This window comes from Pseudomonas sp. LPH60, from assembly GCF_030718165.1.
Lineage (GTDB): Bacteria > Pseudomonadota > Gammaproteobacteria > Pseudomonadales > Pseudomonadaceae > Aquipseudomonas > Aquipseudomonas danubii.
Genome location: NZ_JAVAJH010000003.1, coordinates 343,551 through 358,586 on the forward strand (window position 1 = coordinate 343,551; position 15,036 = coordinate 358,586).

12 protein-coding genes and 2 tRNA genes are annotated in these 15,036 nt (G+C 61.9%); 11 read left to right on the forward strand and 3 right to left on the reverse strand.

The genetic code is table 11. The annotated features are described in order from the left end of the window. The first annotated feature begins 8 nt into the window (after nt 1–8). Nucleotides 9–959 (forward strand): hypothetical protein, encoded by a 951-nt coding sequence (locus tag Q8O96_RS11960; protein ID WP_115581731.1) that lies wholly within the window; start codon nt 9–11, stop codon nt 957–959. 78 nt (nt 960–1,037) lie between these two features. Here the strand turns inward: Q8O96_RS11960 and dinB are convergent, their stop codons facing one another. Next, entirely contained in the window at nt 1,038–2,105 is a 1,068-nt protein-coding gene (dinB, locus tag Q8O96_RS11965) for a DNA polymerase IV (protein WP_305948837.1), read from the reverse strand. 294 nt (nt 2,106–2,399) lie between these two features. Here dinB and Q8O96_RS11970 point away from each other — a divergent pair. The 5 genes from Q8O96_RS11970 (at nt 2,400) to Q8O96_RS11990 (ending at nt 7,693) form a co-directional block, all read left to right on the forward strand. Further along, nucleotides 2,400–2,476 (forward strand) — tRNA-Met (locus tag Q8O96_RS11970). 202 nt (nt 2,477–2,678) lie between these two features. Next, nucleotides 2,679–2,755 (forward strand) — tRNA-Met (locus Q8O96_RS11975). 278 nt (nt 2,756–3,033) lie between these two features. After that, the gene (mprF, locus tag Q8O96_RS11980; protein ID WP_102861439.1) at nt 3,034–5,682 is read left to right on the forward strand and encodes a bifunctional lysylphosphatidylglycerol flippase/synthetase MprF; all 2,649 of its coding nucleotides are present in this window, start codon (nt 3,034–3,036) and stop codon (nt 5,680–5,682) included. Further along, nucleotides 5,682–6,980: a virulence factor family protein gene (locus Q8O96_RS11985; RefSeq protein WP_102861438.1), complete on the forward strand. Its 1,299-nt coding sequence runs from the start codon at nt 5,682–5,684 to the stop codon at nt 6,978–6,980. Before mprF ends, Q8O96_RS11985 begins: the two co-directional genes overlap by 1 nt. Before the next feature lie 437 nt (nt 6,981–7,417). Continuing rightward, entirely contained in the window at nt 7,418–7,693 is a 276-nt protein-coding gene (locus Q8O96_RS11990; RefSeq protein WP_305948838.1) for a DUF3077 domain-containing protein, read from the forward strand. Nucleotides 7,694–7,846: 153 nt separating this feature from the next. Here the strand turns inward: Q8O96_RS11990 and Q8O96_RS11995 are convergent, their stop codons facing one another. Further along, the gene (locus Q8O96_RS11995; RefSeq protein ID WP_371826180.1) at nt 7,847–9,688 is read right to left on the reverse strand and encodes a potassium transporter Kup; all 1,842 of its coding nucleotides are present in this window, start codon (nt 9,686–9,688) and stop codon (nt 7,847–7,849) included. Between the two features lie 381 nt (nt 9,689–10,069). On the opposite strand from Q8O96_RS11995, the gene rimO reads away from it, so the two are divergent. From rimO to tsaA, 5 genes are all read left to right on the forward strand, one after another. Beyond that, a complete protein-coding gene (gene rimO, locus Q8O96_RS12000) occupies nt 10,070–11,407 on the forward strand; it encodes a 30S ribosomal protein S12 methylthiotransferase RimO (RefSeq protein ID WP_047284184.1) in 1,338 nt (445 codons plus the stop codon). 97 nt (nt 11,408–11,504) lie between these two features. After that, entirely contained in the window at nt 11,505–11,978 is a 474-nt protein-coding gene (locus Q8O96_RS12005) for a GNAT family N-acetyltransferase (RefSeq protein ID WP_207167160.1), read from the forward strand. 82 nt (nt 11,979–12,060) lie between these two features. Further along, entirely contained in the window at nt 12,061–12,771 is a 711-nt protein-coding gene (locus tag Q8O96_RS12010; protein WP_207167159.1) for an rRNA pseudouridine synthase, read from the forward strand. A 66-nt stretch (nt 12,772–12,837) separates the two neighbouring features. Continuing rightward, nucleotides 12,838–13,299: a DUF1456 family protein gene (locus tag Q8O96_RS12015; protein WP_047284181.1), complete on the forward strand. Its 462-nt coding sequence runs from the start codon at nt 12,838–12,840 to the stop codon at nt 13,297–13,299. Nucleotides 13,300–13,375: 76 nt separating this feature from the next. Then, a complete protein-coding gene (gene tsaA, locus Q8O96_RS12020; RefSeq protein ID WP_207167158.1) occupies nt 13,376–14,071 on the forward strand; it encodes a tRNA (N6-threonylcarbamoyladenosine(37)-N6)-methyltransferase TrmO in 696 nt (231 codons plus the stop codon). 119 nt (nt 14,072–14,190) lie between these two features. On the opposite strand, the gene fpr is transcribed toward tsaA, so the two are convergent. Next, nucleotides 14,191–14,970: a ferredoxin-NADP reductase gene (gene fpr / locus Q8O96_RS12025; RefSeq protein ID WP_016966062.1), complete on the reverse strand. Its 780-nt coding sequence runs from the start codon at nt 14,968–14,970 to the stop codon at nt 14,191–14,193. Nucleotides 14,971–15,036: the final 66 nt, after the last annotated feature.

Sequence of the window (15,036 nt, forward strand, 5' to 3'; positions counted from 1 at the left end):
GAGAAGTCATGTTCAAGCGAAACACCTTAAGCCTCGGGGGCGCCGCTCTATGCGGCGCCCTGCTGGTCAGCGGCTGCGCCAACCAGATGTCGCAACGCAGCGAACACGAGGAACGCGTCGAGCGCAAACTGCTCGACCACAGCCTGCAGATCGATGTCGGTGAGCCTAAGGTGCTTGAGCTGCCGCAACGCCGGGTACGCATCCACGAGCAGAAGACCTTCGAAGTGACCGAGTTCGAGGTCACTCGGCGCTACGATCGCTATACGCCTTATCAACCCTGGCGGGAAATCTACGAGATCCCGCTGGGCGCGGTAGCCCTGGTGGCCGGCGTCGGCGCCAATGTGGTCAACGTGTTTGCCCTGGGCAACCTGCCGGACAGCGTCACCAAGGACTGGGTCAGCTATGGCGTGTCCGGGCTCAACCCGTTCATGAACATGCCGTCCCACGGTCGGGCCCAGCAGAACCTGGCAGCCATCGATGAAGTCCAGCGTGACAAGCGCCTGGAGTATTCGAGCCTGCCCTGGAGCGAGCGCCCGGTGCAGGTCAAGGCCGGCAGGCAAACCTACGACATGAGCACCGATCGTAATGGCGTGCTGCGCTTGAACCTGCTGGACGCGCCATTCTCCGAACAGGACCTGAACCACATCGGCAAGTTGCAGATCAGTGTCGAGGATGCTCAGGACGAAGTGCATTCCGACTCGTCCCTGAGCCTGAGCAGCAGCCTGCGCGGCAAGCTACTGGAAGCCCATGCACTGATTTACGACGATCTGGAAGATGACGAAGTAAGCCAGTGGGTACACCGGGTCAAGCGCCTGTCGGAGTTGGGTCTGGAAGAAGAGGCCAGCGAGCTGGAGCAGAGCCTGATCGAGCTGACACGCAACGATCCGGAATTGCAGAGCGAGTTTCTCAAGTCCCTGACCAAGAACGCCGGCCGCCTGGTCGCCGATCCCGGTCACTGATTGCCTCAGGAGCCGGCTTGCCGGCGAATGTCACGCCGCGGATCAATCGCGGTGCTCCCTTCGCCAGCCAGCCAGCGCCTACAACACGCCCCGAAACAGCTCCAGCTGTTCGTGACCACCGCGTAGATCCTGCAATCGCACGCCAATTCCCAAGAGCCGCACTGGCTTGCCGCCACGCTTGAAGGCCTGGGTCAGCAGTTGCCGATAACTCTCCAGATCCCGTCCGGCCCCCGCCTGCTCAAGAGTGGTCTGGGTAAAGTCGTGGAACTTCACTTTGACGAAGGGTTTGCCCGGCCGATAACTGCTGTCGATACGCGCAATGCGCCCTGCCAGAGTCTCCATCAGCTCCGGTAACTTCTGCAGGCAGCTATCCAGATCGGGAAGGTCAACGTCGTAAGTGTTTTCCACGCTGATGGACTGCCGCCGGCTGTCATTCTGCACCGGCCGATCATCGATCCCCCGGGCCAGGCTCCAAAGGCGCTCGCCGAAACTGCCGAACTCGCGCACCAGAGCCAGCTTGTTCCAGTCGCGCAACTGCAGGCAGTCGACAATCCCCAGGCGACCCAGTTTGTCCGCCGTGACCTTGCCCACCCCATGCAACTTGCTCACTGGCAATTCGGAGACAAAATCCTCCACCTGATCCGGAGTGATCACGAACAGGCCGTTGGGCTTTTTCCAGTCGCTGGCAATCTTGGCCAGAAACTTGTTGGGCGCGACCCCGGCCGACACCGTGATATGCAACTGATTGGAAACCCGCCGACGAATGTCCTGGGCAATGCGCGTGGCGCTGCCGGCGAAGTTCGGACTGTCGGAAACATCCAGGTAGGCCTCGTCCAGGGACAAGGGCTCGATCAGCTCGGTGTAATCACGAAAGATCGTATGAATCTCTTTCGACGCCTCGCGATAGGCATCCATGCGCGGCTTGACGATCACCAGGTCCGGGCACAGGGTCAACGCGTGCCGCGACGACATGGCCGAGCGCACGCCATAGGCCCGCGCCTCATAGTTGCAGGTCGCAATCACCCCCCGTCGATCCGCGGAGCCGCCCACTGCCAACGGCTTGCCGGCCAGCTGTGGGTCGTCGCGCATTTCGATGGCGGCGTAGAAGCAATCACAGTCAATGTGGATGATTTTGCGCTGCATCATATAAAGGCAGAGATCATTAAAAGCTGAAGTCGGAATCAAAGCGGACGATCAGTATCTACCGGCACCTGTATATAGCACCAGTACCTTGCATCTCGGATCAATCGGCAAAGCGCCATGAGACATTTATTCTCTTAATGAGCACCAAGCGTTCCATAGAGCTGAAAGCCACGGTCTACCTGGGCCAAAGCCTCGAAAAACGCTCCTGGAAGCACGCTAAGCGATTGAACAGGAAGCCTTTTTTTAAAATTAGTGATTGACAGACGCCAGCGACGCTGTAGAATCCGCCCACACAGACGCGGGATGGAGCAGTCTGGTAGCTCGTCGGGCTCATAACCCGAAGGTCGTCGGTTCAAATCCGGCTCCCGCAACCAAACATCAAAAAAGGCTACTCGAAAGAGTGGCCTTTTTTGTGCCCGCCTGTTTTTGCCCTTCACGCACTCACCACCAGAGCGGCAAAACTCTTTAGCTGTCGATGACTTAAAAGACAGAACCGGCCATTCGACGTTTATTTGACCTGTCGAACCATTAATGGTTGACACTCAGTCGTTCGCCTGTAGAATGCCGCCACACAGACGCGGGATGGAGCAGTCTGGTAGCTCGTCGGGCTCATAACCCGAAGGTCGTCGGTTCAAATCCGGCTCCCGCAACCAAACATCAAAAAAGGCTGCTCGAAAGAGTGGCCTTTTTTGTATCTGTTGAAAAAGTCCTTTCGCAACAATGACCTGGCAAAGTGTTGCGAGCCTTTTAGCGATGCTTCGACCCTTCAAGATGCGAGCTATGCTCTGTCTCGAGCAACCACCCGGCGGCCATCGCCCAGGGTCGCCGGGCCACGGTGAGACGCGTTAATATTTGAAACTATTTTTTCTACAGGGATTGGTAACTTGGCCGGATACCCCCATCCTGTCGCGCACAATCCACGAGGTGATTGATGCGCGCCAACACGTCTGATTCGCAAGACAGCGATACCACTACCGCCACTCAACCTGTGACAACCACTCGCCTGCGCTGGCTGGACCTGTTGAGCAAGTACCGCCAACCCCTGGGCCTGGCCATAACGCTGCTGCTGTTCGCCATTGCCCTGATCGCTTGCCGTCACCTGCTTAGCGAGCTGGACTTCTACGCCCTGCACGACTCGATCCTCGAAGTGCCCAAGCCGGCCCTGCTCGGCGCCCTGGGCGCGACCATCGTCGGCTTCATCATTCTGCTGGGATACGAGTGGTCCGCCAGCCGCTATGCCGGAGTCAACCTGCCCGGCCGTACCCTGGCCCTGGGTGGCTTCACCGCCTTCGCCATCGGCAACGCCATCGGTCTGTCGCTGCTGTCGGGCGGCTCGGTACGTTATCGCCTGTATGCACGTCATGGGCTAGGGGCCTCCGACGTCGCGCACATGACCCTGTTTGCCAGCCTCTCTCTGGGGTGTGCCTTGCCACCGCTAGCGGCCCTGGCCACTTTGAGTAACTTGCCGGCAGCCTCGGCGGCCTTGCGCCTGCCTGAAAGCCTGCTGGGCGGTATTGCCCTGGCCATCCTGCTGCTGGGCGCGGTACTGGCCGTCGGCATCTATCGCCGACGCCTGCCAGAGCAGCCTCTGCGCGACAACCTGCTGGTCCGGGTCGGACGCCGCACCCTGCGCCTGCCTGGACGGCGCCTGACCTTCCTGCAACTGATCATCACCGCCCTGGACGTCGCCGCAGCCGCCACCGTGCTCTACCTGCTGCTGCCCGAAGCGCCGCCGTTCGGCGCCTTCCTGCTGGTGTACCTGCTGGCCCTGGCCGCCGGTGTGCTCAGCCACGTACCCGGCGGCGTCGGGGTGTTCGAAGCCATCCTGCTGGCGGCGTTCGCCGACAAGCTCGGGGCCGCGCCCCTGGCGGCCGCATTGCTGCTTTATCGCCTGATCTACGTGGTGCTGCCGATGCTGGTGGCCTGCGTCCTGCTGCTGATCAACGAAGCCCAGCGCCTGTTCCAGACCCGACAATCCCTGCGGGTAGCTTCCGGCCTGGCGGCGCCGATCCTGGCGGTGCTGGTGTTTCTCTCCGGCGTGGTGCTGCTGTTCTCCGGCGCCACCCCGGAAATCGATACCCGCCTGCAACACATCGGCTTCCTGATTCCTCACCGCCTGGTGGACGCTTCGCACTTCGGCGCCAGCCTGATCGGCGTGCTCTGCCTGCTGCTGGCCCAAGGCCTGCGCCGGCGCCTCTCCGCCGCCTGGATGCTCACCACCATTCTGTTGCTGGTGGGCGCCCTGCTCTCGCTGCTTAAAGGCTTTGACTGGGAAGAAGCCTGCCTGATGACCCTCACCGCCAGCCTGCTGGCCGTGTTCCGGCGCTCGTTCTATCGCCCCAGCCGCCTCACCGAACTGCCCTTCTCGCCGCTGTACCTGGTGGCCAGCGTCTGCGTGCTCGGCGCCTCCACCTGGCTGCTGCTGTTCGCCTATCAGGACGTGCCCTACAGCCATCAACTGTGGTGGCAGTTCACCCTCGACGCCGACGCCCCTCGGGGCCTGCGTTCGCTGTTGGGGGCTGCGGTGCTGTTGCTGGTGGTGTCCCTGACCTGGCTGCTGCGTACCGCACGCCCGGTCATCCACCTGCCCACCAGCGACGAGCTGGACAAGGCTGCGAAGATCCTCATGGCCTCGTCCCAACCCGATGGTGGCCTGGCCCTGACCGGTGACAAGGCGCTGCTGTTCCACCCCAACGACGATGCCTTCCTGATGTACGCTCGCCGCGGCCGCAGCCTGGTGGCGCTGTACGACCCCATCGGCCCGACCCAGCAGCGCGCGGAAATGATCTGGCAGTTCCGCGACCTGTGCGACCTGCACCACGCGCGCCCGGTGTTCTACCAGGTACGGGCGGAAAACCTGCCCTACTACATGGACATCGGCCTGACCGCGATCAAGCTCGGCGAAGAAGCCCGGGTCGATCTCAAGCGCTTTGATCTGGAAGCCAAGGGCAAGGAGATGAAGGACCTGCGCTACACCTGGAACCGCGGCACCCGCGACGGCCTGTCGCTGGAGATCCACGAACCTGGGCAAGCGCCGATGGATGAGCTGAAGGTCATCTCCGATGCCTGGCTGACCGGCAAGAACGTCCGCGAGAAAGGCTTCTCCCTGGGCCGCTTCAGCGACGACTACCTCAAGCACTTCCGCATCGCCATCATCCGTTTTGAAGGACGCCCGGTGGCCTTCGCCAACCTGCTCGAGACCTACAGCCATGACCTGGCCAGCCTCGACTTGATGCGTGCGCACCCGGACGCGCCGAAGCTGACCATGGAGTTCATGATGGTCGGCCTGATCCAGCATTATAAAAATCATGGATACGCCCGCTTCAGCCTGGGCATGGTGCCGCTGTCCGGCCTGCAACCCCGGCGTGGCGCGCCGCTGACCCAACGCCTCGGCTCGATGGTCTTCCGCCGTGGCGAGCAACTGTATAACTTCCAAGGTTTGCGCCGCTTCAAAGACAAGTTCCAGCCCGACTGGGAACCCCGTTACATGGCCGTGCCGGCCGGGCTCGACCCGCTGGTGGCACTGGCCGACACCGCCGCCCTGATCGCAGGCGGCCTGACTGGATTGGTGAAACGCTGATGATTCAACGCTCTTGGCGGTATCTGCTGGCCACACTGGTGGTACTGGCTTTGCTTGCGGGTGGTGGCTACTGGTGGTGGAACCGCCCCGCCCCTGAACCGACCCTGGAACAACTGACCCAGGCCGACGGCTCGACCCTGACCCGTGTGACCCCGGGCACCAAGGCCAAGGCCAGGGTGGTGGTGGCGGTGTTGCCTGATTCGACCCTGACCGACAAACAACTGCTGGCCCTGAGCCGCAGTGGCGCGGCGCAGATCGTCCAGGTGATCCTGCCCAAGGACGATTGCAAACTGCAGGAACAAGCCCTGCAAAGCGCCCTGCCCCAGCTCAACGGCCCGGCCACCCTGGTCAGCGGCATCGGCCCGGGCGCGGCCCTGGCCTGGCGCTGGGTCGCCACCCAGAACGACGACAAGGCCCAGGCCGTGTCGGTGGGCTTCACCATCAACCCGGCGCCCGGCTGCACCGATCCACTGCCCAAGACCCTGGCCCACGGCCACTGGCTGGTGGCCTGGAACGACAACCCGGATGACGAAAGTGCCGGCTTCGTGCGTGATACCCCCAACGCCACCACCAGCATCAGCGACTACGACATCCACCTGCCCCAAGTGCTGAACAACGAGCTGCGCAAGCTGCTGGTGGGTTCTGAAAACGGCGGCCTGAACATTCCCGTGGTGGAAGTCCCGGCCGGCCAGGCCAAGGACACCGTGACCCTGTTCCTCTCCGGCGACGGCGGCTGGCGCGACCTGGACCGCGACGTGGCTGGCGAGATGGCCAAGATCGGCTACCCGGTGGTGGGCATCGACACCCTGCGCTACTACTGGCAGCACAAGACGCCTGAGCAAAGCGCCGTTGACCTCACCGAACTGATGCAGCACTACCGGCAGAAGTGGGGCACCAAGCGCTTCGTGCTGACCGGCTACTCCTTCGGCGCCGACGTGCTGCCGGCGATCTACAACCGCCTGCCGGAAGCCGAGCAGCAGCGGGTCGACGCCATTATCCTGCTGGCCTTCGCCCGTACCGGCAGCTTCGAGATCGAAGTCGAAGGCTGGCTGGGCAATGCTGGCAAGGAAGCTGCCACCGGCCCGGAAATGGCCAAGCTGCCCGCCGCCAAGGTGGTGTGCATCTACGGTGAGGAAGAAGTCGACGAAAGCGGCTGCACCGACAAGACTGCGGTCGGTGAAGCCATGAAGCTGCCGGGCGGCCATCACTTCGATGAGAACTACCCGGCACTGGCCAAGCGCCTGGTGGATGCCATCGAAAAGCGCCAGGCCAAGGATCAGGCGACCGCTCAAGAATGAGCTGAGCCTCGCCCGACAAAGCCCCCGCAGCCTTGAGGTTGCGGGGGCTTTTTTACATCAGCGGTCTCAGTTGCCTCGTTGAAGACCGCGTAATGGCGGATGACTCCCGCGCAGGTTGTAGGCAAACTCCGAGAGTTGTGTAAGGGGTGCGTTTTGGGCACTTTGCTGCCTTGTTGGCCTGCGCTTCGACGGGCTAGGCTCCGGGTGTCGCTGAGCATTCAGCGGCCGGGCTTGGAAACCCGAAGAACCTTGGCAACTAGCGCCCCGCTTGATTGCAGATAAATTTTGCGCCTGCAATCCATCTGTTATGGCGGCTGTGCGTGGGAGGCCTTCGGGTCTGCCGGTTTCCTGGGTTTCCGGTTTTCCAACCTGCGCATAGCTGCCACCCATTCGCTTGGAAACGAACGTGGTAACTCCTCAAACCTTGGAGTTGAACCATGAACAATACAAACCCGCCTCAACTTTCAAATCTGAAAACAGTCGGCTTAATCACTTTCCTTTACTGCTCGGAACGCCCGCTATTCCAGGTCAGCCCCGGCCTCCCCATCGGCGAAGCCCTGGCCCAAGCCTCCGACCTGCTGTCCCTGGCCAAGGCCTTTGCTGAGGACGCCGCCTACAGCAAGGATAGCGATCGTCACGCCTGGGCCGCGCACTACCTGACCGCCATGGGCAAGGCGGTGTTGGACGATGTGGTGCAGGCGCTAGCCGCGTAAAGGCCGGGGCGATCACGGGGCCGGTGGGCTCCGAGAGAAACCGTTCAGGCATCAGTATCGATGTCGATGGCCAGTCCGTCATCGCGAGCAGAACCGTAGAAACGAAAAAGCCCCCGCTGCCGCAAGGCAACGGGGGCTTTTGTCTGGTCAGAATCACATCTCGACCTGAGTACCCAGCTCGATCACCCGGTTCACCGGCAGCTTGAAGAAGCGCAGGTTGCCGTTGGCGTTCTTCAACATGAAGGCGAACAGCGCTTCGCGCCAGCGGGCCATGCCCACCAGCTTGGAGGCGATCACGGTTTCACGGCTGAGGAAGTAGGTGGTGCGCATGGGGCTGAAGTCCAGCTCGTCCAGGTGACACAGCTTCAGGGCCTCCGGCACGTCCGGTTCGTCAGTGAAACCGAAGTGCAGGATCACCCGGAAGAAACCTTCGCCGTAGGCGTCCACCTCGAAGCGCCGATTTGCAGGCACCCGCGGAATATCCTCGTAGACCACCGTCAACAGCACCACTTGTTCGTGCAGCACCTGGTTATGCAGCAGATTGTGCAGCAAGGCGTGGGGGACGGCGTCTGGTCGGGCCGTGAGGAACACGGCAGTGCCCTGCACCCGATGCGGCGGCTGTACGCGGATGCTGCCGATAAAGATTGGCAGCGGCAGCCCGCCTTCGTCCAAGCGATCCACCAGCAATTCCTTGCCGCGTTTCCAGGTGGTCATGAGCAGGAACAGCACGATCCCCGCCAGCACCGGGAAGGCGCCGCCCTGGAAGATCTTCGGCACGTTGGCGGCGAAGAACAGCCCATCCACCAACAGGAATCCCAGCAGGAGCGGCACCACCAGCATCGGCGGCCACTTCCACAGCAGCAGGATCACCGCCGACACCAGGATACTGGTGATCAGCATGGTCCCGGTCACCGCCACGCCGTAGGCCGAAGCCAGGGCACCGGAGGACTCGAAACCGAGCACCAGCAGGATCACCCCCACCATCAGCGCCCAGTTCACCGCGCCGATGTAGATCTGCCCCTGCTCGGCGCTGGAAGTGTGCTGAATGTGCATCCGCGGGATGTAACCCAACTGGATTGCTTGGCGAGTCAGGGAGAAGGCGCCGGAAATCACGGCCTGGGACGCGATCACCGTGGCCAGGGTGGCCAGCACCACCAGCGGAATCAGGGCCCAGCTCGGCGCCAGCAGGTAGAAGGGGTTGCGGGCGGCTTCAGGGTTTTCCAGCAGCAGCGCGCCCTGGCCGAAGTAATTCAGCACCAGCGCCGGCAGCACCAGGGCGAACCAGGCCCGGGCGATGGGCTTGCGCCCGAAGTGACCCATGTCGGCGTACAAGGCTTCAGCACCGGTCAATGCCAGCACCACCGCCCCGAGAATGGCGACCCCCATGCCCGGATGAACGATGAAGAAACGCACGCCCCACATCGGGTTCAGCGCCTGCAGCACTTCCGGGTGCTGGAGAATGCCGTTGACCCCCAACCCGCCAAGGACCACGAACCAGGCCACCATCACCGGACCAAACAGCTTGCCGATGCGATCAGTGCCGTGTTTCTGGATCAGGAACAAGGCCACCAGCACCACCAGCGCCATCGGCACCACCCAGTGTTCCAGGCCGCTGAATGCCAGCTCCAGCCCCTCGACCGCCGACAACACGGAAATCGCCGGGGTGATCATGCTATCGCCATAGAACAGCGCCGCCCCGATCAGGCCCAGAATCACCAGCATCGAACGCAAGCGCGGATAGGAACCGGCAGCCCGCCTGGCCAGTGCGGTCAAGGCCATGATGCCGCCCTCGCCCTGGTTGTCGGCCCGCAGGACGAACAGTACGTACTTGATCGAGACGACCCAGACCAACGACCAGAAAATCAGCGCGAGGATGCCAAACACCCCGTCATGATTGACCTGAACCCCATAATGGCCGGCAAACACCTCCTTGAGGGTGTAGAGCGGACTGGTGCCGATATCGCCATACACCACCCCGACCGCCGCCACCAGCATCCCCAGAGGCTTGCCCCCGGAGTGCTCGCCACTCGCCGCCTGACTACTTGCCTGACCCATCAATGACTCCCACTACTCAAGACCGGGGCTTCTTATATAGAAAGCGCAAGGTTATACAAGCGCTATTCTCTTAAGTTGCGCAGTTTGCCATGTAATTTGCAGATTCTTATTACCACTAAGGCGCCAACTAACGTCGTATGAAAGCAACCGGGCATAACGGGAAGAAGCATAGTCCAGCGCTGGTCGTATTTCCCCCGTATAAAGCTGGTCAAGCGCCTCGACCATCGCTAGAATTGCGCACTTTTTGATCAGAGGCGCAGCCAGCGCCCAAGCGTCGCACTTGCCCCCCAAGTGATTCGATACCCAATACCGAGGTTAGACATGTCCACCCCCTCCGCGCCGGCCAACCCGAAAGTCGGCTTCGTATCCCTGGGTTGCCCAAAAGCTCTGGTCGACTCCGAGCGCATCCTCACTCAACTGCGCATGGAAGGCTATGACGTGGTGTCCACCTACCAGGACGCCGATGTCGTGGTGGTCAACACCTGCGGTTTCATCGACTCGGCCAAGGCCGAATCCCTGGAAGTGATCGGCGAAGCCATCAAGGAAAACGGCAAGGTCATCGTCACCGGCTGCATGGGCGTGGAAGAAGGCAATATCCGTGACGTGCACCCTAGCGTGCTGGCCGTGACCGGCCCGCAGCAGTACGAGCAAGTGGTCAACGCCGTGCACGAAGTGGTGCCGCCGAAACAGGACCACAACCCGCTGATCGATCTGGTGCCGCCGCAAGGCATCAAGCTGACCCCACGGCACTACGCCTACCTGAAGATTTCCGAAGGCTGCAACCACAGCTGCAGCTTCTGCATCATCCCGTCGATGCGCGGCAAGCTGGTCAGCCGTCCGGTGGGCGATGTGCTCGACGAAGCCCAGCGCCTGGTCAAGTCCGGGGTCAAGGAACTGCTGGTGATCTCCCAGGACACCAGCGCCTATGGCGTGGACGTCAAGTACCGCACCGGTTTCTGGAACGGCGCGCCGGTGAAGACCCGCATGACCGAGCTCTGCGAGGCCCTGAGTACTCTGGGCGTGTGGGTGCGCCTGCACTACGTGTACCCGTACCCGCACGTGGACGAGCTGATTCCGCTGATGGCCGCCGGCAAGATTCTGCCGTACCTGGACATCCCGTTCCAGCACGCCAGCCCGAAAGTGCTCAAGGCCATGAAGCGTCCGGCCTTCGAAGACAAGACCCTGGCGCGGATCAAGGCCTGGCGCGAGATCTGCCCGGAGCTGATCATCCGTTCGACCTTTATCGTCGGCTTCCCTGGCGAAACCGAGGAAGACTTCCAGTACCTGCTGAACTGGCTGACCGAAGCCCAGCTGGACCGTGTTGGTTGCTTCCAGTACTCGCCGGTGGAAGGCGCACCGGCCAACGACCTGGACTTGGAAGTGGTCCCGGACGAGGTCAAGCAGGACCGTTGGGAGCGCTTCATGGCGCACCAGCAGGAAATCAGCTCGGCACGCCTGCAACAGCGCATCGGCAAGGAAATCGAAGTGCTGATCGATGAAGTCGACGAGAATGGCGCCGTGGGCCGCTGCTTCTTCGATGCGCCGGAGATCGACGGCAACGTGTTCATCGACGGTGCGGGCGACCTGAAGCCGGGTGACAAGGTCTGGTGCCGGGTCACCGACGCCGACGAATACGACCTCTGGGCCGAAACCCTGTAAGGCGTAAAAAAACTGCCAAGCCCCGCTCTCGCCACGAGATGCGGGGCTTTTTTCGGTCTATCGTTAGCCCTTGCCAATCACCTCAGGGACAAGCGGCATGCGCCACCACTCGGTCATCCACACACCGAAAGTCAGCGACTACCCGGAACTGGTCCGTGTCTGGGAAGACTCGGTTCGCGCCACCCACGACTTTCTCCCGGACAGCTATATAGAGCTGCTGAGAAACCTGGTGCTGACCCGCTACCTGGATGCGGTGATGCTGATCTGTACCCGGGATCAGCGGCAACGCATCACCGGTTTCGCTGGCGTGGCAGCGGGCAAGATCGAGATGCTGTTCATCGACCCGGCCCATCGCGGCCAGGGCCTGGGCCGGCAACTGCTGCACTATGCAGTGGAACACCTGAACGCCCAACAACTGGACGTCAATGAACAGAACCCTCAAGCGCTGGGCTTCTACTTCAAGCAGGGCTTTGAGGTGGTCGGCCGCTCCGAACAGGACGGCATGGGCCAGCCCTACCCGTTGCTGCACATGCGCCTGAAACAACCACAACTGCAGGCCCGACGCGGCTAAAAGCCACAGCGGGCAAATGGACCCGCGATTAACCGGCGCCAGGCAGGTACAATAGCCGCCCTCTTTTGATACGGCCCCTGACATGACTGACCCGATTCGTCTCTCCAAACGCCTCATCGAACTGGTCGGCTGCTCCCGCCGGGAGGCTGAGCTGTTCATCGAGGGCGGCTGGGTCACCGTAGACGGCGAAGTCATCGACGAACCGCAGTTCAAGGTCGGCACGCAAAAGGTCGTCCTCGACCCCGAGGCCAAGGCCACCGCCCCGGAGCCGGTAACCATCCTGCTCAACGTGCCCGCCGGCCAGGATCTGGACAGCGCCATGCAGTCCATCAGCGCCGACAGCCTGTCGGACGAGCACCGCTACGGCAAACGTCCGCTGCGCGGGCATTTCCTGCGCCTGACCGCCAGTGAAGACCTGCAACCCAATGCCAGCGGCCTGTTGGTGTTCACCCAGGACTGGAAAGTGCTGCGCAAGCTGACGGCCGATGCGGCCAAGATCGAGCAGGAATACGTGGTCGAGGTCGAAGGCGAGATGATCGACCACGGCCTCAACCGCCTGAACCACGGCCTGACCTACAAGGGCCGCGAGCTGCCGCCGGTCAAGGCCAGTTGGCAGAACGAGAACCGCCTGCGCTTCGCCATGAAGAATCCGCAGCCGGGTGTGATCGCACTGTTTTGCCAAGCCGTCGGCCTCAAGGTCGTCGCCATTCGCCGCATCCGGATCGGCGGCGTGTCCATCGGCAAAGTGCCGCTGGGCCAGTGGCGCTACCTGTCGGCCAAAGAGAAGTTCTAAAGCCGCCCCCATTCAGACGCCGTGCCCTGGCGCGGCGCTCAACGCGCATTGATCAGGACTGTAACCATGATTCATAACGATGTACTGCGCAGCGTGCGCTACATGCTCGACATCAGCGACAAGAAGGTCGTGGAGATCATCAAGCTCACCGGCTTCAAGGTCAGCCTGGACGACATCGTCAGCTACCTGAAGAAGGACGAGGAAGAAGGCTTCGTGCACTGCCCGGACGAAGTCATGGCGCATTTCCTCGACGGCCTGGTGATCTTCAAGCGCGGCAAGGATGAAAGCCGTCCGCCGCTGCCGATCGAACTGCCGGTGACCAACAACATCATCCTGAAGAAGCTGCGCGTGGCCTTCGAGCTCAAGGAAGACGACATGCACGCCGTGCTCAAGGCCGCCGACTTCCCAGTGTCCAAGCCCGAGCTGAGCGCGCTGTTCCGCAAGTTCGGCCACACCAACTACCGCCCTTGCGGCGACCAGTTGCTGCGCAACTTCCTCAAGGGCCTGACCCTGCGGGTTAGAGCTTAAGGCAGCTGCAAGCTTCAAGCTGCAAGTTCAAGGCTTGTAGCTTGCGGCTTATCGCTCAAAGCTTGAGGCTTGCCAAATGACCTACAGCGTTTCGCCCATCGGTTTCGTGCGCTCCTGTTTCAAGGAGAAGTTCGCCATCCCGCGCCAACCGCAACTGGCCCCGGCCGCTCGCGGCGTATTGGAGCTGGTGGCGCCCTTCGATCAGGGCGACGCGGTGCAAGGGCTGGAGCAGGTCAGCCACGTCTGGCTGCTGTTCCTGTTTCACCAGGCCCTGGAAGACAAGCCGCGGCTCAAGGTGCGCCCGCCGCGCCTGGGGGGCAACAAGTCCATGGGGGTCTTCGCTACCCGCGCCACCCACCGCCCCAACGGCATCGGCCAATCGGTGGTCAAGCTGGACAAGGTCGAGGCCAACCGCCTGTGGATCTCCGGCATCGACCTGCTGGACGGCACGCCGATCCTCGATATCAAGCCCTATGTGCCTTACGCCGACATCATTGCCACGGCGAGCAATGACATCGCCAGCGCTGCACCACAGTTGATACCAGTGCAGTGGCAGGACATTGCTTTGCAACAGGCTCAGACCCACGCTCAGCGCCTGCAGGAGCCCTTGGTGGAACTCATCGAGCAGTGCCTGGCCCAGGACCCGCGCCCGGCCTATCAGGTGCCCACTGCCGAGCGGGAATACGGTGCGCAGTTCTGGGATCTGGATGTGCGCTGGCATTACCCCGAGCCAGGGCTGATCCGGGTGCTGGAAGTGGTCCCGGCGGGCTGAACCCCGGAAACGAAAAAGCCCGCGTTGCCTTCCCAGGCAACGCGGGCTTTTCTGTGTCTGCTAGCCGCCCAGTCAGCACCAATGCGCTGCCTGGACGGTCTTCGCGAGCAAGCTCGCTTCTACTTCTCGACGAAGGCGCGCTCGATCAGGTAGTCGCCCGGTTCACGCATGCGCGGCGAAACGGTCAGGCCGAAGCTGTTGAGCACTTCGCTGGTTTCTTCCAGCATGCTTGGGCTGCCGCACAGCATGGCTCGGTCGTCCTGCGGGTTGATGGGTGGCAGACCGATGTCGCGGAACAGCTTGCCGCTGCGCATCAGGTCGGTCAGGCGGCCTTCGTTCTCGAACGGCTCGCGGGTCACGGTGGGGTAGTAGATCAACTTCTCACGCAGCGCTTCGCCGAAGAACTCGTTCTGCGGCAAGTGCTCGGTGATGAACTCGCGGTAGGCGACTTCGTTGACGTAGCGAACGCCGTGGCACAGGATCACTTTTTCGAAACGCTCGTAGGTTTCCGGATCCTGGATCACGCTCATGAACGGCGCCAGTCCGGTGCCGGTGCTGAGCAGATACAGGTGTTTGCCCGGCTTCAAGTCATCCAGCACCAGGGTGCCGGTAGGCTTTTTGCTGATGATGATCTCGTCGCCTTCCTTCAGATGCTGCAGTTGGGAAGTCAACGGACCGTCTGGAACCTTGATGCTGAAGAATTCGAGATGCTCTTCCCAGTTCGGGCTGGCAATGGAGTAGGCACGCATAAGCGGACGGCCATTGGGCTGTTGCAGGCCGATCATCACGAACTGACCGTTCTCGAAGCGCAGACCCGGGTCGCGGGTGCACTTGAAGCTGAACAGAGTGTCATTCCAGTGATGAACACTGAGGACACGCTCGTGGTTCATGTTGCTCATGTACGGGGGCTCCTAGAAATTGCCTGCGCTAACCATGAGCGCAATTGCACAGCATTCTAATGGCGG